Origin of the sequence: Clostridium sp. CF012, from assembly GCF_018861755.1 — a bacterium.
Classification (GTDB): domain Bacteria; phylum Bacillota; class Clostridia; order Clostridiales; family Clostridiaceae; genus Clostridium_AD.
On sequence record NZ_JAHLEF010000003.1, the window covers coordinates 226,403 to 250,937 of the forward strand.

Here is a 24,535-nt window from a genome sequence, read left to right on the forward strand (position 1 = left end):
ATAAACCTCCTTAAAATATAATTAGATTTTTTCTATAACATTCCTTCCAAACTCTCTGCATCTGTTTAATCCATCTTCATCTGGATTCCACATTTCTCTTATTCCTTCATTTATCACCTCAAACCCAGCTTTATTTAATTCTGCAGTAATTAATTTTGTAGACTCGCCACTCCATCCATAACTGCCAAAGGCTGCTGCACTCTTCCCTTTAAATTCAAGTCCTTTAATCATTTCTAATATACCCGCTGTTGATGATAATATCCCTTTATTTATTGTTGATGAACCAACAAGTACAACCTTCGATTTAAATACTTCTGTAATAATATCATTTTTATCACTTTTAGATGAATTAAAAATCTTTATTGTAATATCACTATTTGAACTTTTTACACCTTCTGCTATGGCTTCAGCCATCCTTCTTGTGTCATTCCACATAGTATCATAAATTATCGTGATTTGATTTTCTTGATAATTTTTTGCCCATTCCATATATTTATTTACTATTTGCAATGGATTATCTCTCCATATTATTCCATGACTAGGACAAATCATATCAACTGGTAAATTAAAACTTAATATCTCTTCTATTTTCCGTGTGACAAATTTGCTAAATGGAGTTAAAATATTGGCATAGTATTTTATTGCCTCTTGAAACAATTCAGCCTGATCAACTTTATCATTATACATGAACTCTGAGGCATAATGCTGACCAAAACCATCATTACTAAATAAAATGTTTTCACCTGACATATATGTAAACATAGTATCTGGCCAATGAAGCATTTTTGCTTCTATAAATGTTAATTTATTCTTACCTAAATCTAAGGTATCTCCAGTTTTCACCTCTACGAAGTTCCAATCCTTATGATAATGTCCCTTTATTATTTTAGCACCACTTTTTGTACAATAAATCGGGGTGTTAGGTATTTCCTTCATTAAATCTGTAAGTGCACCACTATGGTCACTCTCAGAGTGGTTCATGATTATATAATCAATTTTGCTTAAATCAATTTCATTTTTCAGATTAGCTATAAATTCTTTAGAGAATGGGCTCCAAACGGTATCCATTAGTACTGTCTTTTCATCTTTAATTAAATATGAATTATATGATGAACCTTTATGTGTAGAGTATTCCTCTCCATGGAATGATCTTAACTCCCAATCAATTTTTCCAACCCAGGTTACAGTATCACTTATTTTAAAACTCATAAGATCCCCTCCATCTTTCTATTAGATAATAACTATTGTACTTGCTTATAGGTTATTATAGCGTTCTAAATTTATAATTACAATTACATATGTTGCTGATTTTAATTAAGTTATTTTTCAAATTTAACTATTTTTTAATTTCGCTAGTAAATCATTTACTCCTGCATTTAGTAAATCTATATTTGAAAATACATTCTTCTTTTCTATGGCATTTTTTAATAGTGTAGAATGCTTATTATCACCTATTACAATGGCACCTATTATTTTATTATCTCTAATAAATAATCTCTTATACGTCAAACCATCAGAGCTCTCTTCCGTTATTGTATTATCACTTTGCTTCTCATCTACCTCACCCATGGAGAAAAGTGCTATATTAAAGGCATTTAATATGGTAACTGGTACAACCCCAGTGTATACCACCTGTTTACCTGCAATATTATATCCAGCTGTTTTCCCTTGCTCTATAGAAATGTTCCAAAGTCCAACTATCCTTCCATTTAACTCTGCAACATCCCCTGCCGCATATACATTCTCTATATTAGTTTCCATTCTCTCATTAACTACTATTCCAATATTAGTTTTTACCTCTGTATTCTCTAACAATTCCTTATTAGCCCTTATTCCCACAGAAAAAATCACCATATCACTGTCAATAATTTTACCCTCTTTTGTTTCTACACCTTTTACCTTATTTTCTCCAAGAATTTTTACTATCTGCGTATTTAAAAGTACTTTAGTTTTAAAACTTTCAATTGAAGTTTTAAGAATTTCTGATGCCCTTTTATCTAACTGGCGCGGCATTAATCTTTCTTGAACCTCAGCTATTATAGCATTTTTACCATGCTGATTGAGACTCCATGCTGTTTCTATGCCTTGAACTCCGCCTCCTACATTTAGTATATTTTTCTTATCATTAATACTATTTTGTATATCTCGTATATTATCTAATTTCCTTATTGTATAAACATTTTCCTTATCAATACCTTCAATAGGTGGCATAAAGTTTTTCGAACCATTAGCAAATAATAACTTATTATAACCAAACCTGCTTCCATCATACAAAATAATTTCACTCTTAACGGTGTCAATTCCGATAACTTCAATATCAAGATATAATTTCACATTATTTAATTCGTACCAATCTTTTTTATGAAGCATTATTTTTTCCTCTTCAAGGTTATCAAGCAAGCCTTTTGTTAATTTTATCCTATAGTAAGGATAATATTTTTCATTTTGAAATATGAATATATTTATATCTCTATCAATTTCTCTAATTGCTTTTACCGCGTTTACAGCTGCAACACCGCCGCCTATTATAACTATATTATCACTCATTTTAATCTCCTCCATTATAATGGTTGAACATTAGATAAAAATTAATTGAATAAATATCTAACTTTAAAATGTTAATTTCTTATTCTTTAGTTTTAATTATAAAGTAATCATCTAATTGACTCGTTAATTACATTATATCCTTTTTCCCCTGTTTTTAATGTGATGTAAATCAAATAAAAACACTAAATCAATTTCTTACTATAAGAATTTAGTTGTCTTTTAGTTTCTTCCAATTGCCCATCTACAACACTTGCCTTTTCTATGTGGTTTATTATACTTTCAGATGTTATTTTTAATATTTTATCAACATCTACTATTTCTTTACTCATGTTTTCAATTTGGCGCTTTTGGTCAGTTAAAATTATCATTACACCTTTTACTTCCTGTTCCACCTTTGCTACAGAGGATAAACTCCCCTCTATTTTTTCTGCGGCATTACTTGAAGCCCTGACTCCACTGGCAATGACGTCATTAGACCTACTGGAATTGTTTAGGACTACCTTTGTTTCATCTTCTATGCTCCCTATTAAATGTGAGATGTCTTTAGTGCTTTGTTTAGTCATTTCTGCTAGCTTTCTTATTTCACCTGCCACTACTGTAAAACCCTTTCCCTGATCTCCTGCTCTGGCCGCTTCGATTGCTGCGTTTAAAGCCAAGAGATTCGTTTGACTTGCTATGCTGGTTATTAACTGAACGACTTCATGAACCTTACTAAATTTTCTTGCCAATTCATTTATACTCTCAGTATTATTCCTATTCTCATTATCTAAAGACTTTATTATTCCCACCATTTCGTAAATGGCATCCTTACCTTCATAGGATTTTTTAACTGTGTCTTCTGTTATCTCTATTAGCTTATTCCCTTCTAAATATAAACTATCCGTTAAGCCATTAGTATTTTTTGTTAAATGAGAAATTTCATTCATATGTATCTTTACTTTACTCGCAAGGTCGCCTAATACATCATGATCACTATCTACAATATGATGCTGTTTTACAGTCTCACCTAGTAACTTGCTCATATCTTGAATAAAGCCCTTGGTTTGGTTATGGAATTCAACTTCCTTCTTCGCTGTTTCCTCCTCATGCCGATTTTGCTTACTTTCTAGCTCTCTGGACTTTCTATGTTTTAATAAATTCATTTGTTTTCCTCCTGATTTCTCTAGATCTATTAGTATACCTTTAAAACTTTCCAAAGCTTTTAGTTTATATCCCTTTAGCATTTAATTCATGTAGACCTTTTCTTATAAAATGCTAAATATATTCAAATAAAATTTATTTATATTTATATAATAACTATTTTCATGGAAATATACGGTAACTTGTGTTACCTCTTCTATTATTATACAAGATATTAGAGTGCTTTTGTAAACAATCTTACCAAATATCAACCTCATAATTTTTACTAAACCCTAAAACATAAATACAATTTATATTTATATTTATATTTTGATTTGAATCATATTTTTTTAACATAAATAAACATAGAATAGAGTTATAGGAAAGCAAGATGATTGTACGGAATAGCTTTAGACCATAATAATTATTTCAAATAGATTTAAAGAAACGAATATTAAGCTTCAAAAGTTTTAATAATAATGATAATAAATAAAATATTAGGAGGAAGCAATATGAATGGAAAGTTTTTTAAAAATATCGAAGTTGCAAAGGCATTAGGACTAAAAGAAGAGGTATTATATGTAGATAAACAAGTTGTGAGTAAAACACTAGTACAAACAAATAACGTTAGTATAACACTATTTGCCTTTGATAAAGGTGAAGAAATAAGTACACATTCAGCACCCGGAGATGCCTTAGTATATGTAACTGAAGGACAGGTTACAATAACAATTGGAGATAATGAGCCTGTTATAGTTAAGGAAGGTGAAATAATACTAATGCCGGCCAACATACCTCATGGTTTAGATGCTCATGAGAAATTTAAAATGATGTTAGTTATAGTCAAAGGATAAACTATATTGAGTTTTACAAATATAAAAAAGCTGCTTTTAAACTCGAAAATTCTTAACCTTAGGCTAAGAATTTTCGAGTTTTCACTCTTTTATTTTTATCAAATAATATTTGAATCAATTGTATTTTTACCTTCTTTGTAGTGATTCAATCTGCAAACAGCTGGGCCTTCTATAATATCACCTTCAAAAGTAAATCTTGACCCATGACAAGGGCAATCCCAAGATGATTCTGCACTATTCCATTTTAGTTCACAACCTATATGTGTACATGTTATATCAACTATATGAAGCTCACCATTTTTATCTCTATATGCTCCGTATCTTTCTCCATCAATTTCTACTATTTTCCCCTCATCACTTTTTAAATCAATATTATGTTGCCCCGCATTAAGTTTTCCTTTTATTAACTCCTTTGCAACATCGAAATTTTCCTTTGCAAAGTTCGTAATTCCTTCAGTTGAGATATGGCGCGATGGATTATAAACCTCCTCATAAGGGCTTTCCCTCTTAACTATAATATCCCTTAATATATTCGCAGCTGCCGTTCCATTTGTCATGCCCCATTCGCCATAACCTGTAGCCACATAAATATTTTCTGATTTAGAAGTAAGATTTCCTACATATGGCACACCATCTAGTGTTATGTAATCTTGAGTTGACCATCTATATAAAAACTTCTCAACATTAAAATTTTCCTCTGCAAACTTTTTTAAATTATCATAATGTTTCATCATGTCGCCGCCATGAGCGGTTTTATGGTCTTGGCCCCCAATAATTAACATCTGACCATCTCTATACTTTTGCATACGAAAATACCACCCTGCATCTCCTGCATCTACAAATGTACCTTTTGACAAATCATCTTTTATTTTAGCAGTTACCACATATGACCGCTCTGGTCGAAGTCTTGCAAAATATAATCCTAAACCATCATAAAAAGGAAAATGTGAAGCTAAAACTACTTTTGAAGCTATTATTTTAAATCCTGTATCTGTTATGACAGTATACAAATCATCATGCTTTATATCTACGGCTCTTGTATGTTCATATATTTGACTTCCATTTCCAGAAATGTTTTCAGCAACTTTAAGAAGGTATTTTCTAGGGTGAAATTGAGCTTGATTTTCAAAGCATAGTGCACCCTTTGTAGAAAATGGCAAATCCAACTTTTCTATGTATTTTGCTTTTATGCCTAGGCTTTTAGCTGCTTTAGCTTCTGCCTTAATAGTCTCTATATAGTTTTCATCCGTTGTATAGATATATGCTGGCAACCTATGAAAATCACAATCAATATTGTATTTTTTTATAGTGTTTTCAATAAAATCTATGGCACCTTCATTTGCATCCGCATATTGCTTAGCTTTTTCAATTCCCATACGACTTATTAAATTACTATATATTATATCGTGTTGTGAAGTAATATATGCCGTAGTATGTCCTGAAGTTCCCTGGGCTATTTTATCTGCTTCTACTAATGCAATTTTGAAGCCTTCATTTTTTAAAAGGAGAGCAGTTGTAATTCCTGTAATCCCACCTCCTATAATTACTATATCAACTTTGATATCTTTTTCTAAAGTAGGGTAGTTTGTTTCTGTAGTTGAATCAAGCCAATAAGATTTAGGGGTTAACTCATCATTAATACTAATATTTTTTTTTTCATTCATAAATTTACATCCTTCCTTAAATAATAATGGATGTATTTATTTTGTGTGTATATGTCTAAAAATATGTATATTATTAATAATGCCTTTACAGCTAATAATGAATATTAAAATTATCAATTAAGGGAACTATAAAAAAGCTAAAGTTTGCATAAGATAGACCCTTAGTCAGTTAATTTTGAGACAACTATGCCTCTTTTTTAACTGTCTACCTTATAGGGTCCATTTTAGTTTGCTTTAGCTTTTTTTAATTCAGTTATTTTAATTCAAATCAATGGAAAATTGCTATTAATCCTAGCATTTACATTTATCACTGATTCTTTCTTCCCACCAACCAAAAGCTATTCTACCGGAAGTTAAAAGTTCTGATGTTTCTGGATTTGATAAAAATACTAAAAAGTTACCACCCTCACCAATAATTATTTTTCCATTTTCACTCTCCACTAATGTTGTTTCAGGAAGGGCACGTCTTACAAAAGCCTTTATTCCTCCAGTTGGTTCACCGTTAACATTAGATGCATATTCTAATTTCACCTTTGCTATAGGCGATGGTTCAATAACTAAATTTGTAGGAGTTACAGGCGCGTATTTAATTTCTGACTCAGGAGGAGTTGAGTTAAACCAAAACTGTGCACGGAAAGGTGAATCTGAAACATCTGTTACAGTCCACACATTAACATACAGTGTAACTCCTGAATTAATTGGATTGTATAGTCTTGCCCAAGCACTTGTATTTTGCCCAAATACTAAATTATCAGCATATCCAATAAAATATTGTCCAAGCAAAGATTCATATAGCTCGATGGGGATATTAACACTTTTCGTTAAGGATTCTTTTATATTATTAATATTTTTATGACTCATTGTAATAACACCTCCCTATATTGTATTTAAATTATTAACATATCGTGACATTAAAATTTTCAATTAGGTGCCACCCACATGTCAAGTTACATGTGGGTGTTTGTACTATCTTGATTCAAACTAAAATACGATTTGACATAACACTCTATTCCTACTATAATTTGCTTAATATAAGATCATATATCACATAAGGAGATTTAAAATGAATAATAATAAATTTAAAGCAATGTTAGTTTCGGAAACAGAAAACAATGAATTTCAAAGAAAAATTGTAACAAGACAAATAAACGATCTACCAGAAGGTGATGTAATAATAAATGTAAAATTTTCTTCACTAAACTATAAAGATGCTCTTTCTGCTACTGGCAATAAAGGCGTAACTAGAAATTACCCACACACTCCTGGAATCGATGCTGCAGGTATCGTAGTTGAAAGCAATAATGATAACTTTAAGGCTAACGATAAGGTGCTTGTAACAGGTTATGCACTAGGAATGAGTACCTCAGGAGGATATGCAGAGTATATTAGGGTTCCGGCAGAGTGGGTTGTAAAACTTCCTGAAAACCTTTCTCTGCGAGAAAGTATGATTTATGGTACAGCAGGATTCACTGCTGCCCTATCAGTTTGTAAACTGGTTAACTCAGGTGTTAAACCCAGTGACGGAGATATATTAGTAACAGGTGCAACAGGCGGAGTAGGTAGTACCGCCATTTCAATCTTAAGTGTGCTTGGTTATAATGTCATTGCAGCTACAGGCAAAGCTTCTGAAAGGGAAATGCTCCTGGGAATTGGTGCAAAAGATATAGTTGATAGAAAAGATATGGATGACAATTCTGGAAAAGCACTATTAAAGAGTAGGTGGGCAGGAGTAATAGATACAGTAGGTGGAAATATTTTAGCTACTGCAATTAAATCAACTAATTATGGCGGTAGTGTCACTAGTTGTGGAAATATTGCAGACCATGAATTTTCAACATCTGTGTATCCCTTTATTTTGAAAGGCGTCACATTGTTTGGAATTGATTCTGTTAAATGTCCTATGGATACCAGGCTTATGATTTGGAATAAACTATCCTCGGATTGGAAGCTTGATAATTTAGAGGCTAATGTGGATGAAGTATCTTTAGAAGGATTAGATGAAAAAATTGATATGATATTAAAAGGTAAGCACAAAGGTAGAACTATAGTTAATCTTGATTTATAGATTGGCATAATACTATATATAGATTCGTTTAATATGAAAAATAGTCTGTGTATCTCTTAAGGATTACACAGACTACTTTGTTTTATAAGTTCTTATATTACTAATAGCTATTTGATTTATATCTAATCTGTTTTTGCTCCAAAGGTATAAATCAAAGTTTAGCAAATTTACTAAAAAAAGACACGTTATATTGAATCATAAGGCGACGCCCACTTGCCACGTTGGCGGCACCTTACTATTTCTTCTTAAATCTTAAACTTCTGTACCAATTCATTAAGCTTTTGTGCAAGTTCTGCTTGCATCTGTGAGGTTTGTGCTACTTGCTCCATAGCTTTTGTGGTTTCATCAAGACTAATTTGAATCTCTCCTGTACGTTCTGCTGAAAGCTGTGAATTTTCTGCCAAAGTTTGAACTGCCGTACTAACTTGATTTACTGTAGCTTCCACCCCTTCTGACATTAATGCAATTTCTTCTGACATGGCACTTATAAATTCCCCATCCTCGCCATATTGTTTTCCGGATTTTGAATATTCTTCTAAAACAGGTTTAATATTTTCTATAATAAATTTAAGTATCTCATTGCTGTTTCCAGATAAATTTTTAAATGCATCTTGGACTTTTACTATTGTACTTTGAATGGTGCTTACAGTTTCCGAGGATTTTTCTGCAAGCTTTCTTACTTCATCTGCAACTACTGCGAAACCTTTCCCCTGTTCTCCAGCTCTAGCGGCTTCAATAGCCGCATTTAAGGCAAGTAAATTAGTTTGTGCTGCAATTGCTGCAATTCCATCAGCCATAACTTTTATTTCATCTACAACTTTTCCGTCTTCTATAGCTTTTAATATATTCTTTTCCTTTTCTTCATAAATAGTATTACTTTTTTCCAATGCGTTTTTAGCATAGGTCTGAACTTTTTTGGCTTTGTCTTTAATTTGAACAGCATTACTACTACCCTCCATAGCCTTTGAAGATAGTTCTTCCATACTTGCGTTAACTTCTTCAACGGATGCAGTTATTTCCTCTGTTGTAGCACTAGCTTCTTGAACCGAGGTATTTATTTCCACTGTTGAACGGTCTATAACTTCTATTCTAGATGTTATTTCCTGAGTTGTAGCTGAAAGTTCTTCAGATGATGCACTCATATCAGAAGAATTGTTCATTATTTCTTTTACTAAGCTACTTACATTTTCCTGTGCAGCATCTAAAGCTAACGCTGTTTGTCCAAATTCATCTTTTCTTGTAATAGTAATTGGGGTAGAGAAGTCATAAGAAGCTAATCTCTGTGCTAACTCTTTTATCTTGGTTAATGGATCCATTATATTCTTACTTAATATGTACCCCATAAGAATTATTATTAAAAATGCTATGGCTGTATAAATTATAATTGAATTTTTAGCCTTATTAAATTGGGCTGTATTATTTGAATTTACCTGCTCAGCTGATTTTGTATTTGTACCAATTAATTTAACTAACTCATCAAAGACAGCTTGTCTTATTGAGCCTTCCTCTGCATTGTAAATTTTAACAGCTTCCTCATAGTTTCCTGTTTTTACAAGCTCATTGACCTTTGTTTTTAATTCTGTATATTTTGCTAATTGATTTTCAAAATTATTGTAAGTTTTTTCTTCTTCTGATGATATAATTAGGCTTTTATATTCATCTTGCATTTTTTTATTTTTATCTGTTAAATCGTTATTTACTTTTATTTGCTCATCTAATTTCGAGTTATCTCTTTCAAAAATAATTCTAAGTATATTAGCACTACCATAATTTAAATTTCCTTTAATTTCTTCCAAATCTCTAATTGCCATTAGATTGTTACTATAAATAGACTTAGAACCCTTATTTATCTTTGATGAACTTGATATACCCACCGTTCCTATTAAAACCATAAAAATACAAATCACTGAAAATACTAATATTAGTTTTTTCTTTACACTTAAATTAATAAAAAACTTCATTTTAACTCTCCCCTTCTTTTTTTATCATATGTTCTTTAAGATCCCGTACCTAAAGTGGTTTACTATAAAAAAATCTGATTATGCCATAACCACACTTTTTTAATATTTAAAATAATCCTCCTGTCGATCCCCCTTTAGGAATACATTCATGCCTAATCCTATATTTCTAAAGTAATCATTTAAGTTACGTGCTTTTTATTTTTAAATCTGTTCTGAAATAATTATAATCTTATACCCTATTATCGTTTAAATTACTATATACTTTACATTTATATCAGCCTTTTTTTGTAATTTTTTAACTAGTTTTGCAACTTACACTTATTAATAACATATTTCAATCATTTATTTGTTTTTTTTGCAATTAGTTTCGTCAAAATACCTGTTATTTTTACAAATCTAATCTTAATAAAACTCATGCCCCTATTATAATCAAAACAAAAACCAAATGCGCTGGTCCAAGAATTTCAATTCTCTCTACCAACGCATTAAATATATTATATTGGTGCCACCCACATGCCACTTGCCACGTGGGTGGCACCACCTATTTTAAATTTATTAAAAGTTCTCCGGCCTTTACTTGTTGGCCTTCTTTAACAACAATCGACTCAACTACACCTGCTACACTGGCGCTTACTCTAGTCTCCATCTTCATAGCCTCTACTATCATTAATGGTTGATTTTCAGTTACTGTATCACCCTGAGCAACTAAGATGGCTGAAACAGTTCCAGGTATTGGAGCCCCAATCTCTAATGGATTTGATGGATCCGCCATTTCTGTAGATAAAAATTCTTGTAGAGCTTTGTTATTTCTGTCTTTTATTTTTATTTCTCTTCTGTTTCCATCCACTTCGAAAGCAACAGCTTTGTTGCCTTCGAAATCCAATTTACCAATTTCAAGTAGCTTTATCATGTAGGTTTTTCCGTCAGCAATTTCAGCTTCACAAGTTTCACCTTCATTAAGCCCGTGGAAAAAAACATCACTTCCGATTCTACTTAAATCTCCAAACTCCTTAGTGTATTTTACATAGCCATCGAATACCTCAGGGTATAAGGAATAGCTTAGTAAATCTTTTTTATCTGGAACAATATTAAATTTTTCTATTAAGTGTTTTTCTATGGCAGCGAAATCTTCATCAGGAAGCAATTCACCTGGTCGTGTGGTTATTGGCTCCGCGCCTTTTAGAACTAATTTCTGAAGCCTTTCTGGAAATCCTCCCATTGGTTGACCCATCATTCCTTTAAAGTATGCTACAACAGAATCTGGGAAAGCCATATTAGCTCCTTTGTCGTATATATTTTCTGGTGTAAGTTCATTTTGAACCATAAATATTGCAAAATCTCCCACCATCTTAGAGGATGGGGTTACCTTTACAATATCCCCTACCATATCATTTACAACTTTATACGTTTCTTTAATTTCGCTAAATTTGTGTCCAAGACCAAAACTTTCTACCTGAGGTTTAAGATTTGAGTATTGGCCTCCTGGAATCTCATACCTATAAATTTCAGCGGAACCAGATTTAAGCCCTGATTCAAATTGGTAATAAACTGGCCTTACTGCATCCCAATAATCTGAAATGCCTTGAATTCCTTTGAGTTCTATGCCGGTATCTCTGTCAGTATTCTTAAGTGCTGCAACTACTGAGTTTAGTGCTGGTTGGCTTGTAAGTCCTGACATACTATTAAAGGCAGTATCTACAATGTCCACACCAGCTTGGGCCGCCATAAGGACTGTAGCAACTCCATTGCCCGTAGTATCATGGGTATGAAGATGAATAGGCATTCCTACTTCTTTCTTTAGTGCATCTATTAGCTTAAAGGCAGCATGAGGTTTAAGTAAGGCAGACATATCTTTTATTCCTAAAATATGAGCTCCTGTTTTTTCAATTTCCTTTGCCAGCTTTATATAGTAATCCAAATTGTATTTATCTTTTTTATTATTTAAGATGTCACCGGTGTAACAAATGCAGGCTTCTGCAACCTTACCACTTTTAAGAACTTCTTCTATTGAAATTTCCATTCCTTTTAACCAGTTTAGAGAGTCAAAAATTCTAAAAACATCAATGCCAGTATTTGCAGATTCTTTAATAAATTCACGGATTATATTATCCGGATAATTTTTATAGCCTACTGCATTTGCTCCACGTATTAGCATCTGTAAAAGTACATTTGGAATTTTCGTTCTAAGCTGAGAAAGCCTTTCCCATGGTGATTCATTTAAATAACGGTAGGCTACATCAAAAGTAGCTCCCCCCCACATCTCAAGGGAAAACAAATCTCCTCCATAAACAGAAGTAGCATTTGCTATCTTTAACATATCCTTTGTTCGCACTCTAGTTGCCATTAAGGATTGATGGGCGTCTCTCATAGTGGTGTCTGTTAAGAGTAATTTATTTTGATCTTTAACCCATTTTAAAAGGCCAACAGTTCCCTGCATATCTAAAATCTGTTTTGTTCCACTTAATTTTTCTGGTATTATAATTTTAGGAACTTGTGGCACATCATAAAGCTTTTTAATACCATTAGTTTCATTTACCACTTTTTCTCCAATGAATTTCAGCACTCTACTTTCTTCATCTGCCTTAGGCGCAATGGATATTAATTCAGGATTTTCTTCAATAAAATCTGTATTACATTCTCCCTTTAAAAAAGTAGGATGGTTTAATACATTAATTAGAAAACCTATGTTAGTCTTTACTCCTGTAATTTTAGTTTCCTCTACAGCTCTTATAGACTTCTTTATAGCATCTTGAAAGGTTCTAGACCAAGATATATTTTTTACGAGTAGACTATCATAGTAAGGACTAATTACAGCTCCCGCAAACCCATTACCACCATCAAGTCTTATTCCAAAGCCAGAGCCGGTTCTATATTCTTCTATTTTCCCAGTATCCGGTGCAAAATTATTAGAAGGGTCCTCTGTTGTTATCCGGCACTGAATAGAATAACCGTGAACTTTAACATCATCTTGGCAAGAGATTCCAATATTTTCGGAATCTAGTGCGTAATCTTCCGCTATCAAAATTTGACTTTGAACTATATCAATGCCCGTTACCATTTCTGTAACGGTATGTTCAACTTGAATTCTGGGGTTCATTTCTATAAAATAATGATTTCCATGAGTATCAACTAAGAACTCCAAGGTTCCAGCATTTCTGTAATTTACTGATTTAGCTATTTTTATTGCATCACTACAGATTTCATTTCTTTTTTCCTGAGATATTGAAAAAGCAGGAGTGTATTCTACAACCTTTTGGTGCCTTCTTTGAATAGAGCAATCTCTTTCATGCAAATGAACAATATTACCAAACTTATCTCCAAGAACCTGTACTTCTATATGTTTAGACTTTTCAAGATATTTTTCTATAAAAAGCTGATCAATACCAAAGGCTTTCTTCGCCTCACTTTTAGCACTTCTATAGGCAGAAGATAATTCTCCTTCATTTCTTACAATTCGCATACCCCGTCCACCGCCACCAGCAACCGCCTTTAGCATAACAGGATATCCACATTTCATGGCCAGGCTCTTTGCCTGCTCAAATGTTTCAATATTTTTTTCATCACCAGGTATAGTAGGTACTCCTACTGATTTTGCTACTATTTTAGCTTTAATCTTGTCTCCAAGCTTATCCATCATTTCCGCGGTAGGTCCTATAAATTCAATACCTGCACTAGCACACTTTTTCGCGAATTCAGGGTTCTCTGATAAGAAACCATAGCCTGGATGAATAGCGTCCACTCCTTTTTTAAGTGCGAGACTTATTATCTCCTCAATATTTAGATATGCCTCAACAGGACTTTTGTTTTCTCCAATTAAATAAGCTTCATCTGCCTTAGTTTTGAACAGTGAATATTTATCCTCATTGGAATAAATTGCTACGGTACGAATCCCAAGCTCATGACAGGCCCTGAAAATTCTTATGGCAATTTCGCCTCTATTTGCTACTAGTACTCTCTTAAATTTTTTCACTGTTATTACCCCCTGTATTAAGCTTTTGTGCACTTTATTATTCATTATTCACTATAAACTAGGATACAGTATTTTCACCTAAAATGCAATTTTATTTTTTCTAACCGTCAAAATGGTGCCACCCACGTGGCAAGTGGCATGTGGGTGGCACCATAGTATTTATGTCTAGTGTATTTTGGATCCAAAAGGGATGAGCCCAAGTTTAGCAAATTAAAATGCTGAATTCCAAATGGTATTCCAATAATTGCAATAATTGCAGTATAAGTTTTTGATTAATATATATTCCTAAATGCAATATATATTTGACATTTAGACTTTTAAGTATTACAATATTATTATAGGGAGGTTTTGCCATTGAAAAATAAACGTATGAAAATCGCTCGTGTAGAATGCGATTTATCACAAGAACAACTTGCAGAGAAGATAGGAGTCACAAGACAGACAATTGGTATGATAGAAACTGGAAATTACAATCCATCACTTAATCTTTGCATTGCCATATGCAATGCATTAAATAAAACTTTAAATGATTTATTTTGGGGGGAATGAAAATGAAAAACAGTAAAATTAAGGACGAGAGAGTTGTGCAGCAACAACGTAAAATAGCTAGCGGTGCGTTTCAATTAGTTTCTATGTTTTTATTAATCTCAATATTGTATAAACAATTTATATTAAATGAACCTTTTAAAGCTTATATGACGGAATTCATTGCATTTTTTGGTGGTTCACTCTATATTGTTTTGGGAAATCTCATGAAAGGTAGTGACGTATACAACAACTGTACTGTTGGTACAAAAAAACATGTGATGGGATGGTCCCTACTCAACAGTTTGGTTACAAGTTTAACCATCACAACAGTTTTAGTAATACAAAACCACACAAAACATTTACAAAGTCAACAAGAGAGTTTTTCTTTATTTATGGAAATCACTATTGTTTTTTTAATTACATTCGCTATGTCTCTTTTAATTTCTTGGGGATTGAGATGGATTTCAAAAAAACGTGCAGATAAAATTGCTAAACAATATGAAGAAGGGCAATAAAATGCCACCCACAGCATGTGGGTGGCACTTTATTATGTTTTAGAAATTAATTTAATTTGTTACAGTTTTTAGATTTCCAAAAAATCTACCCTCTCCTAATAAACTCTTCAATGTCCTTTCCAATAAGATTTAATGCTCCCCTCCAAAAATCTATTGAGTGAACATCTATATCCATTGTTTTTGCAATATCAACAATATTATTTTTACTTGAAACACTTAAGAAATTATTATATTGGGGTACAAAAGCCTCTCCACTTTTTATATATTCTGCATAAAGACCTTTAGAAAATATTACCCCAAATGAATATGGGAAATTTAAGAATTCATTATCAGCCATAAAATAACCAACTTTATTCATCCACATATATGGATGAACAGTTTGAGAATCAATACTCTCACCATAAGCTTCTATCATGCAATTGTGCATTAATTCATTAAGCTCTTCAGCAGACAATGGACCGGATCTTCTCGTTTCAAATAATTTATTTTCAAATAAGTACCTAGCATAAAAATCAACAATATAATAACCCGCATCTGAAATACTTTTTTCTAAAACCGATAACCCTTCATTGCTTGGCAAAATATTAAGTAATTCGCTGTTTACTATGGTCTCACAAAATATCGAAGCTGTTTCTGCAATCGGTGTAGGATAATCTGTATTTAGCATCTTTTCATTTCTAAGACAATAACTATGATAAGCATGTCCAATTTCATGCGCAATAATACCAACATCACTAAAGTTCCCTGTAAAACTCGTCATTATTCTGCTCTCTTTTATTGGAAAGATATCAACACATAGCCCATAGTTCCCTTTTTCATTTCTTGGCTCTGCATCAATCCATCTATCCTCAAAGGCCTTTTTTGCAAACCTTGCAAGTTCTTCACTGAAAGTTTTAAAGCTTGATATAATTAAATCTTTCGCATCTAAATATGATATTTTTGTATTAGCATTGCCCACAGGCGCAAAAACATCATAAAAGGGCAGGTTAGTTTTATGTCCCAGAATTTGCGACTTTTTATTATAATATTTATGAAACATGGGTAGGCTTTCTTTTATAGCAGAAACCATAACATTTAAAGTTTCACGATCCATTCTTGAGACCCTTAGTACTTTTTCTAAAGGTGATTTGTACCCTCTCATATCATAAATAGTAAGCGCTTCTCCACTAATTCCGTTTAGACATGATGCAGATGCTTGTGATATGCTTTTACATGCATTAGCCTCTCCATAATAAGCTGCTTTTCTTGCAGACTCGTTTTTATCATAAGCCATATTTCTCAGCTCAGAAAGTGACATTTTTTTTGATTCACCTTCAATACTTATATCAATTAGTGTGGTAGATGCAAGCTCCATATATAGTCTTTGCCATGCTTTAGAGCCTGTACTCTGCATTTTTGCAATTAGGACTTCTGTGTCTTCACTAAGTAAATATTTTGACTTAAAAAAAAGCTCTTTAAGATAAAAACGGTGATCTATAAGATATGGTGAATTATTTATTAGCTCATCTATATCATTAAGTGAATTAAACCATTTATTAAACACAACAAATGTCTCTATCACTGATAAATCCTTATACTCAATCTCATCTAAAACCTTCATTGCATCTAAATTTGTGCTATCTGAACTTGAAATTAACTCTGCATAACTAGATAAACAGGAATATAAACTTTTATATTCATTATAAAGCACTAAAAACTCTTCAATTTTTAAAGTAGCGCCCTTTCTATCTTTCAAATTTTTTGTGGTCCAATTTTTTAAATTTATTATATGATCATTAAAAAGTTCCATATCACCTTTAAATTTTAGGGAATTAAAGGAAATATAAAGTGTATCTAAATTCCATGTTAAATCCATATAACCAGCTCCTTAAATTATAATTTAGTTCTCTATTTTATCAATTCATAATTTTATTATACTCTAAATTTTATCATTATATCTTTATTTTGGTGATCATACTACTTTCTTTCTGGTATGTTACCACTTATTAAAAGCAGGATATGTTTAATTTTTCATATAATCCCAGTTCTAAAGAATTAACGCCATGGTCTTTAATTTATTATTAATATCAATATTATTTTTATATTTTTTGATACAATATTTGAGTTTTTTTAACATGCCTAATAATAAAGATTAAAATGGTAATACTAATTTTATACATACATCTTTATCAATTTATGAAGGTTAGGCATTTTCAAAAAAATAACATGTCAAAAATCTTAGAAAATGATTTGTTATTTTTTTAAAAATGCCTTAATAGGTGTAAACATGTTAAGCAAAATTCTAAGAAAAATTAAATATCTCAAAATAGTAAACAACACAAAAAATTACGAACAACCCATGAGCAATGAACAAATTACTCCTATTTCAAAAGACATTAAAGATAATTTCCAAAAAATTAAGGGTATTTTTGAAAATGACATGGATATAAATATACATCAGTTTCTAATAGGTAAAAATAATATGGAAGCCTTGGTTATTAATATGGAAGGCCTAAGCGAAACACGGGTAGTAAATAATAATATACTTGACACTTTAATGTGGGAAGTACGCAAAATCCCTATTGATTATATTCTTAACTTGGAAAACATTAAAAATTATGCAATAAGTAGTAATAAAATAAATGAAGTATCTACTATAGAACAAGCAGTAGATGGAATATTGAATGGTAATGCACTTCTTTTTCTAAATGGAGAAGACACTGCACTGGAAATAGGCACGCAATCCTGGGAGCATAGGGGAGTTGAAGCGCCACAAACAGAAGTTAGCGTAAGGGGCCCTCGGGAAAGTTTTACGGAAACAATGAGTGTAAATACATCACTTGTTAGAAGAAAAATAAAAAATTCTGATTTAAAGATTGAAGAGATGGTAATTGGTAAAAGGACTAAAACTAAAATATGTGTCGTATATCTAAATGGTATTGTAGATGTTAAAATTCTAGAGGAAGTAAGATATAGATTAAAAGCTATTAATATTGATGCTATTCTTGAGTCTGGGTATATTGAAGATTTTATTAAAGATGCACCATTTTCTGTATTCCCCACAGTTGGTAATACAGAAGTGCCAGACAAATTTGCAGCGAAAATACTAGAAGGAAGGGTTGGTATTCTCACAGAAGGTACACCAATAGCACTAACTGTACCCTTCCTTTTTGTGGAAAGTTTGCAGGTTGCTGAGGATTATTATTCCGCATCTTTTTTAGTGACACAGATAAGGCTATTAAGGTTAATGTCATTTCATTTGGCTATTTTCGGCCCTGCAATTTATATTGCTTTAACAACTTTCCACACTGCTATTATACCAGAACAGCTTCTACTTATAATAACGGCAACAAGAGAAAAAGTTCCTTTTCCTGCGGTTGTAGAAGCATTGCTTATAGCAATTGCATTTGAAATAATTAAAGAGGCTGCAGTACGTATGCCACGTGCTATAGGTCAGGCGGTAAGTATAGTAGGGGCTCTGATTATGGGGGAGATTGGAGTTAACTCAGGGCTCGTAAGCCCCATTATGCTTATAATAATATCATTAAGTGGAATTATGAGTTATTTATTACCCTCACAGATGGACTCAATTACATTACTTAAATTTCCATTGTTGATAGCTGGAGGTGCATTTGGGCTATTCGGAGTAATCTGGGGTTACATATTCATGATCATTCACCTTGCCTCCTTACGTTCTTTTGGAGTTCCATATTTTTCTCCAATTATGCCTTTTAATTTAAATGGTATGAAGGATTTTATCATAAGAGTTCCATGGTGGTTAATGAATACAAGGCCTAGCTCCATAGGGTGGAGAGCATCTGAGCGTGCTTCTAATAACGGTAAACCTGCTCCCAGTAATGGTAAGGTTGGTGATAAACAAAAATGAAAAAGAAGTTTAGCTTTATAATAGTGCTGATATTTAGTACCATACTCCTAACAGGATGTTGGGATTCAATTGAACTTAATGAAAAAGAAATAATCTCTGCAATTGGTATTGATAAAGCAGATGAAAAGGGTAAAATAATTGTTTCATTTCAAAGTATAATAACTGAGCGTATATCCACTGCCGTAAAGCCCGGAAGTGATAAATCTAATGTTCACTTAGTTTTGATAACAGCAAATTCTATATCAGATTCACTAGTAAAGTATAATGCAAGAATAAGTAAAATACCTGAATTTGACCACACTAGCATTTATATCCTTGGAGAGGATATCGCAAGAGAAGGCGTTAACTCATTCATTGATGGTATATTCAGAAACTACGAATTCCGTGCCAAAAGTGATATTATGGTATGCAAAGGAAAGGCATCTGATATTCTTCGTAAAAAAATTGAGACTACAAACCTATCAGCTGATTTTATAATTAATCTTTTAGACCGTGGTAATCATATGGAGACTGTTCCACGAGAGAGTTTACATACATTCATGCTGAAGCTTTCAAGCAAAACAACATCACCAGTGATTACACAAATTGAAATTAAAGAGAATAATGAATTGGAGGGTGGTGACATTGGCTATGGCGGATGTGGAATTTTTAAGAAAGATAAGCTGGTTGGATATCTTAATTCAGATGAAACTATGGGATTACTGTGGCTGACTACAAAAATGAATAGATTAATTCTGGCATCAGGATATCCAGGTACTGTCAGTGAAAATTTAAGCCAGCAAATACTAAACTCAAAAATAAAAATAAGACCTAAAATAATAAATGGAGAAATTATGATGTCTTTAGATATTTGGGAACACGGCAATATACGTGAAAATAATAAAGGTATAGGTATAAATTCGCCTGAAACCATCAAAATACTTGAAGATGGTTTTGCAAATGAAATTAAAAGACAAGTTGAAGGCACTCTTAAAAAGCTTCAAAAGGAGTATAAAACAGATTCTCTTGGCTTCGGTGAAATAATTCATAAGAAATTCCCCAAGCACTGGAAAAAGATTGAATCAAAGTGGGATGAGATATATCCAACCATAAAAGTAGAGGTAAATGTTAAAGTAACATTAAAAAGTACGGGCAAGATAATTAATTCTACAACCCACTAAAAGGAGTTGGAGTATTTTGTTTCTAAGAGAAGAAAAAATATCTGGTCATCAGGCTTTAATGCTTATACTTGCAGGTGCCGTAGGAGATATATTTGTAGTTATAAGTGTACCTGCAATTAAATATTCTGGAAAAGATGCTTGGCTTTCAATTTTGCTTGCATACTTTATTGCTACAATAGATGGCTTACTGTTAATTAGCTTGGGTCGTCGTTTTCCAAAAAAAACATTTATTCAATATCTGCCTGTAGTTCTAGGTAAATTCATAGGAAAACTCGCTGGCCTTTATTATATTTTAGGATTCTGGTTAATGGCTCCAATAATTATGAGGGATCTTTTAGAATCGCTGCACCCGTTCTTTCCTTTCACTCCACCAATTGTAGTAAACATTCTAATGTCTCTATTAATTATTTATGTGATGAGAAGTGGGTTTGAGGTATTTGCTAGAACAACAGAATTATTTATGCCAATAATCATTACTTTAATAATTTTGATTTTAGCTTTTAATGTTAAAAATGAAGATTTTTCAAATATATTACCTATTCTTGAAAATGGTTTTATGCCCATTTTGAGTAGTCAAGTTGTGCTCTTCCCCTTTGCAGTAGAAACAATACTTTTTATGGCATTGTGGCTTCCATGCTTGAACATAATAAAGGAAAGTAAAAAAGCTGTGCTTATAGGTATGACCACCACAGGAATACTTTTGATGTTTTTAATAATTTCAATAATAGGTTTTACTGGTATCAATATGACAACAGAACTTGTAAATCCTTTCCATTATATGACACGTTATATTAGTATTCCAAGTTTTCTTGGTGCATTTGATGCATTTTTTATTGCACTCTGGATGTTAGCCAGTTATATTGAATTATCAGTTTTCTACTATCCTGAAATTGTGGGAATGGCTCAATGGCTCAATCTAAAAGATTATAAGTCATTAATTATCCCCATGGTAGCTATTAATGCAGTTCTAGCTATGGTACCACCGAATATTATCCAACATTTGAATTTAGATCTTTTAAAAAATCCTATTATACTACTTCCATTAGGTATATTGATTCCAATTATATGGTTTATAGCAGTAGTTAGAAAGCTTGATGAATCAAAAAAATAACAAGCATACTCCCTTTGGGAAACACTTAACATATATTTTTAAGGAACATAAGAGCAGCCATTTAAATGGCCGCTCTTATGTTCCCTAGTTGTTAAAATATTTGGTTCAAATATCCCGTTTTCCAAAGACTAAATAACCTGCAAAGCAGAATATTATAGAATATATAGCAGATAAGCCTAATGCAAACGCAAGTGTTGTACCTTCAATAGTTGCTCCCACAGTAACAAATGTAGAAAAATTAGAGGTTCCAAAAGGAAGATATTTCCCCCAACTAAAATACATAGCCAATAATTGCGCAATATTGCTTCCCACTAAAAGTAAGAATAGTGAAAATCCAGTTGCAATTGAGCGTGAACGAGATACTGCTGAAATTGTAAAAGCTAATATCACATAAACAAGCACCTGAAGAAAATTAAGTGCGAAGATAATTGCTGTTTTTAATGCAGCTGATATATATATTATACTGCTACTTGTCCACATCATTTCCTTAATTCCTATGCCATTGAAACCAAAAAATATACCTATCATAATAAAGTTCAACAAAAATGTTGTTACCAAAAGTACAAGGCCATAAAGTATGGTAGTCAGTAGTTTTGCAGTAAGAATCTCCCACCGCGTGTAAGGACGTGATATCATCATCTTCATTGTACCTTCAGAAAATTCACCTGCAACTAAGGCCGAACAGGATATTATTAAAAGAAGTGCAATAATCCCACCATAACCAGCGTTTGTAGCAAACTCTGAGCTTCTTTGCCAAACACTTTTTTTAGATTCTGGCTTGATATTGTTATTAATTCTGTATTCACCTTCTGCTATACTCTTTTTCGTCAATCCTATGAGTACTTTTACCCCTTTATTTGTATCGCTTTCCGATTGTTTTAGCTGAATTTTTTGTAAGTCAACATTCTTCTGTAGTTCTTGTTTCCAATTTTCAGAAACACTAATAGTATTTTTAACCTTCTGAGATACAGTGTAATATTTAAAAATACCAGTTGCTGCTATTATAATTATAATCATTATTAATAACATTATTTTTGTAGAAAGTCTTTTCCATAACTTTGTATTTTCTATTGAAACAAGTGTAAAAAAACTGCCCATTTTATTTTCCCTCCCCTGTAAGCTTCATAAATACATCTTCAAGTGATTGACTCTCTTGTTTGTCCATACCCAAAATCGCTATGCCTTCTGACGTTAATGTTGTAACTATTTCAGGAACACGCTCCTTGGTTGTTTCTATATGTATTCCATCACCCAAGATACTACTATTTATATTGACACCTGTTAGAAGTGAAACTGCTTTTTCATTGTTATCAGATTTTAATATAAGAACTGTTTTATCATCCTTCTGTGTCATATTAAGAAGTTCTGCAACGGATTTTATTGTTATAATTTTGCCTTTATGGATTATACCCACACGGTCACACATCTGCTGCATTTCACCTAGAATATGACTAGAAACAAACACTGTAAGACCAGTTTCTGATGAAAGTTTTCGAAGCAGCTCTCTCATCTGCTTGATTCCTGCTGGATCAAGTCCATTTGTAGGCTCATCAAGTATAAGAAGTTTTGGGCTGTGCAGAAGCGCTTGGGCAATGCCTAGACGTTGCTTCATTCCTAAAGAGTAAGTTTTTACCTTGTCCTTTATCGCCCTCTCAAGATCCACAATTTTCACAACCTCATGAATTCTTGCCTCATCTACACCTTTGTATATTCTCGCAAATATTTTAAGATTATCCAGACCAGACATATAGTTATACATATCCGGATTTTCAACTATGCACCCAATATTGCGCATCGCTCCTTTAAAATCCTCTTTTACTGAGCATCCCCCCACATAGATATTTCCCTCAGTAATTTTAGATAATCCAACAATCATCTTAATAGTAGTGGATTTACCAGCTCCATTAGGTCCCAAAAACCCAAATATTTCTCCTTTTTTAAGTTCAATTGAAATATCTGAAACTATTGTTCGCTTACCAATTACTTTTTTTAACTTTTCAATTTTCAATACTTCATCAGTCATAATGTACCTCCCCAATTAATATTCTAATTTATATAAATGAATTCATTTTATTGCTTATAAAAGTATCATAAGTATGAATTTTTCTATAAATGATTTAGACCTCACTTATAAAAAATAGCACAAAAGATGAACTATATAAGCGATTGTGTGTGAAAGGCAAAAAAACGGCCACAATCGGAACAATAAAAGCATTATGCTATTTTAAAGTAGATTAAGATTGATTTATAGGGAGCTTAAGCTGATTGCCACTGCTAAGAACGAGTTATATATTATAAAAACTTGAAATTTCAGGTAAAATATAGTAAAGTTAAGGCAAGTTATTACAATAACCAAGGTAAAATTACATTCTTTTTTCACCATGAATGAGGTAATTTAATAGACCTTAATCTGAGTTGATACTAGGAGGATACACAGATGAATGTGTTAATAGTAGAGGATGATAAATTGCAAAGGAAAAATTTAAAAAACATGGTACAGCAAATAGATAAAAATATAACCATATATGAATGTGAAGATAAAGATGAAGCTCTAAAAATTTCAAATATCAATAATATAGATATATTTTATATAGATATTTCACTAAAAAATTCTTCAGGATTAGATTTTGCAATAGCTCTACGACAAAAACCAAGATACGAATTTAGTTTTATTATCTTTTTAACAACTCATATTGAATATATAAAACAAGCCTTTAAAGAAGTTCATTGTTATGACTATATCCTAAAGCCTTATGATATATCCGATGTTATGAATATGACAAAACGATATATATTAAATGGTAACAATATAGTAGAACCTAAAAAGGAAAAACGCTATGTGGTTTTTGAAGTTAGAAAAGGTATTAAGGTAAAGGTATTTGTTGATGAGATAATCTTTATAGAGGTTGATCTTCGAATATGTTTGGTTCATACAGTAAATGGTGTTTATAATATTAATAAATTAGCTCTAAAGAATATTATTAAGCTCGTAAATTGTATCAATATACTTCAGTGCCACAAGTCCTTTGCTGTTAATATTAATCATATAAGGGAGATACAACATATAAATAGTAAATTGAGTGAAATTCACTTTGAAAATTATGATAAAAATGCTCTTTTAGGCTACAAATTTAAAAGTACAATAATTGAGAGTTTTCAATAATCATATCAAATTA

Annotated in this window: 18 protein-coding genes; 8 read left to right on the top strand and 10 right to left on the bottom strand. The window is 32.1% G+C overall.

The genetic code is table 11. The features are described 5' to 3' along the window. Positions 1–21 precede the first annotated feature (21 nt). The 3 genes from KPL50_RS05285 to KPL50_RS05295 all read right to left on the bottom strand — a co-directional run bounded on the left by KPL50_RS05285 (position 22) and on the right by KPL50_RS05295 (position 3,689). Positions 22–1,209, bottom strand: a complete 1,188-nt coding sequence (locus KPL50_RS05285; RefSeq protein WP_216297407.1) for an anaerobic nitric oxide reductase flavorubredoxin — start codon at positions 1,207–1,209, stop codon at positions 22–24. 123 nt (positions 1,210–1,332) lie between these two features. Then, positions 1,333–2,547: an NAD(P)/FAD-dependent oxidoreductase gene (locus tag KPL50_RS05290; RefSeq protein ID WP_216297408.1), complete on the bottom strand. Its 1,215-nt coding sequence runs from the start codon at positions 2,545–2,547 to the stop codon at positions 1,333–1,335. A 182-nt stretch (positions 2,548–2,729) separates the two neighbouring features. Then, positions 2,730–3,689 (bottom strand): methyl-accepting chemotaxis protein, encoded by a 960-nt coding sequence (locus KPL50_RS05295; RefSeq protein ID WP_216297409.1) that lies wholly within the window; start codon positions 3,687–3,689, stop codon positions 2,730–2,732. Between the two features lie 489 nt (positions 3,690–4,178). On the opposite strand from KPL50_RS05295, the gene KPL50_RS05300 reads away from it, so the two are divergent. Continuing rightward, positions 4,179–4,520: a cupin domain-containing protein gene (locus KPL50_RS05300; RefSeq protein ID WP_216297410.1), complete on the top strand. Its 342-nt coding sequence runs from the start codon at positions 4,179–4,181 to the stop codon at positions 4,518–4,520. 98 nt (positions 4,521–4,618) lie between these two features. Here the strand turns inward: KPL50_RS05300 and KPL50_RS05305 are convergent, their stop codons facing one another. Together KPL50_RS05305 and KPL50_RS05310 are read right to left on the bottom strand one after the other, a co-directional pair. Then, positions 4,619–6,184 (bottom strand): FAD-dependent oxidoreductase, encoded by a 1,566-nt coding sequence (locus KPL50_RS05305; RefSeq protein ID WP_216297411.1) that lies wholly within the window; start codon positions 6,182–6,184, stop codon positions 4,619–4,621. 291 nt (positions 6,185–6,475) lie between these two features. Next, on the bottom strand, positions 6,476–7,045 hold the full coding sequence (locus KPL50_RS05310) for a DUF6143 family protein (RefSeq protein WP_216297412.1): 570 nt from the start codon (positions 7,043–7,045) through the stop codon (positions 6,476–6,478). Positions 7,046–7,247: 202 nt separating this feature from the next. Between KPL50_RS05310 and KPL50_RS05315 the strand changes: the two genes are divergently transcribed. Next, entirely contained in the window at positions 7,248–8,249 is a 1,002-nt protein-coding gene (locus KPL50_RS05315) for a YhdH/YhfP family quinone oxidoreductase (protein WP_216297413.1), read from the top strand. 245 nt (positions 8,250–8,494) lie between these two features. On the opposite strand, the gene KPL50_RS05320 is transcribed toward KPL50_RS05315, so the two are convergent. Continuing rightward, a complete protein-coding gene (locus KPL50_RS05320; protein ID WP_216297414.1) occupies positions 8,495–10,210 on the bottom strand; it encodes a methyl-accepting chemotaxis protein in 1,716 nt (571 codons plus the stop codon). Between the two features lie 541 nt (positions 10,211–10,751). Further along, on the bottom strand, positions 10,752–14,180 hold the full coding sequence (locus KPL50_RS05325) for a pyruvate carboxylase (protein ID WP_216297415.1): 3,429 nt from the start codon (positions 14,178–14,180) through the stop codon (positions 10,752–10,754). Between the two features lie 354 nt (positions 14,181–14,534). Here KPL50_RS05325 and KPL50_RS05330 point away from each other — a divergent pair, with 354 nt between their 5' ends. Then, positions 14,535–14,729: a helix-turn-helix transcriptional regulator gene (locus KPL50_RS05330; RefSeq protein WP_164959102.1), complete on the top strand. Its 195-nt coding sequence runs from the start codon at positions 14,535–14,537 to the stop codon at positions 14,727–14,729. A 2-nt stretch (positions 14,730–14,731) separates the two neighbouring features. Then, positions 14,732–15,223 (top strand): DUF6773 family protein, encoded by a 492-nt coding sequence (locus KPL50_RS05335; RefSeq protein WP_216297416.1) that lies wholly within the window; start codon positions 14,732–14,734, stop codon positions 15,221–15,223. An 85-nt stretch (positions 15,224–15,308) separates the two neighbouring features. Here KPL50_RS05335 and KPL50_RS05340 read toward each other — a convergent pair whose 3' ends face one another. Then, entirely contained in the window at positions 15,309–17,078 is a 1,770-nt protein-coding gene (locus KPL50_RS05340; protein ID WP_216297417.1) for a M3 family oligoendopeptidase, read from the bottom strand. 411 nt (positions 17,079–17,489) lie between these two features. On the opposite strand from KPL50_RS05340, the gene KPL50_RS05345 reads away from it, so the two are divergent. The 3 genes from KPL50_RS05345 to KPL50_RS05355 are packed head-to-tail and all read left to right on the top strand — an operon-like array spanning position 17,490 to position 21,359. Further along, positions 17,490–19,088 (top strand): spore germination protein, encoded by a 1,599-nt coding sequence (locus KPL50_RS05345; RefSeq protein WP_216297418.1) that lies wholly within the window; start codon positions 17,490–17,492, stop codon positions 19,086–19,088. Continuing rightward, the gene (locus KPL50_RS05350) at positions 19,085–20,248 is read left to right on the top strand and encodes a Ger(x)C family spore germination protein (RefSeq protein ID WP_216297419.1); all 1,164 of its coding nucleotides are present in this window, start codon (positions 19,085–19,087) and stop codon (positions 20,246–20,248) included. Before KPL50_RS05345 ends, KPL50_RS05350 begins: the two co-directional genes overlap by 4 nt. 16 nt (positions 20,249–20,264) lie before the next feature. Then, positions 20,265–21,359, top strand: coding sequence for an endospore germination permease (locus KPL50_RS05355; RefSeq protein WP_216297420.1), 1,095 nt, complete (start codon positions 20,265–20,267; stop codon positions 21,357–21,359). 105 nt (positions 21,360–21,464) lie between these two features. Here KPL50_RS05355 and KPL50_RS05360 read toward each other — a convergent pair whose 3' ends face one another. Both KPL50_RS05360 and KPL50_RS05365 read right to left on the bottom strand, forming a co-directional pair. Beyond that, on the bottom strand, positions 21,465–22,457 hold the full coding sequence (locus KPL50_RS05360) for an ABC transporter permease (RefSeq protein WP_216297421.1): 993 nt from the start codon (positions 22,455–22,457) through the stop codon (positions 21,465–21,467). Position 22,458: 1 nt separating this feature from the next. Then, positions 22,459–23,382 (bottom strand): ABC transporter ATP-binding protein, encoded by a 924-nt coding sequence (locus KPL50_RS05365; RefSeq protein WP_216297422.1) that lies wholly within the window; start codon positions 23,380–23,382, stop codon positions 22,459–22,461. A gap of 414 nt (positions 23,383–23,796) precedes the next feature. On the opposite strand from KPL50_RS05365, the gene KPL50_RS05370 reads away from it, so the two are divergent. After that, positions 23,797–24,522, top strand: coding sequence for a LytTR family DNA-binding domain-containing protein (locus KPL50_RS05370; protein WP_216297423.1), 726 nt, complete (start codon positions 23,797–23,799; stop codon positions 24,520–24,522). Positions 24,523–24,535 lie beyond the last annotated feature (13 nt).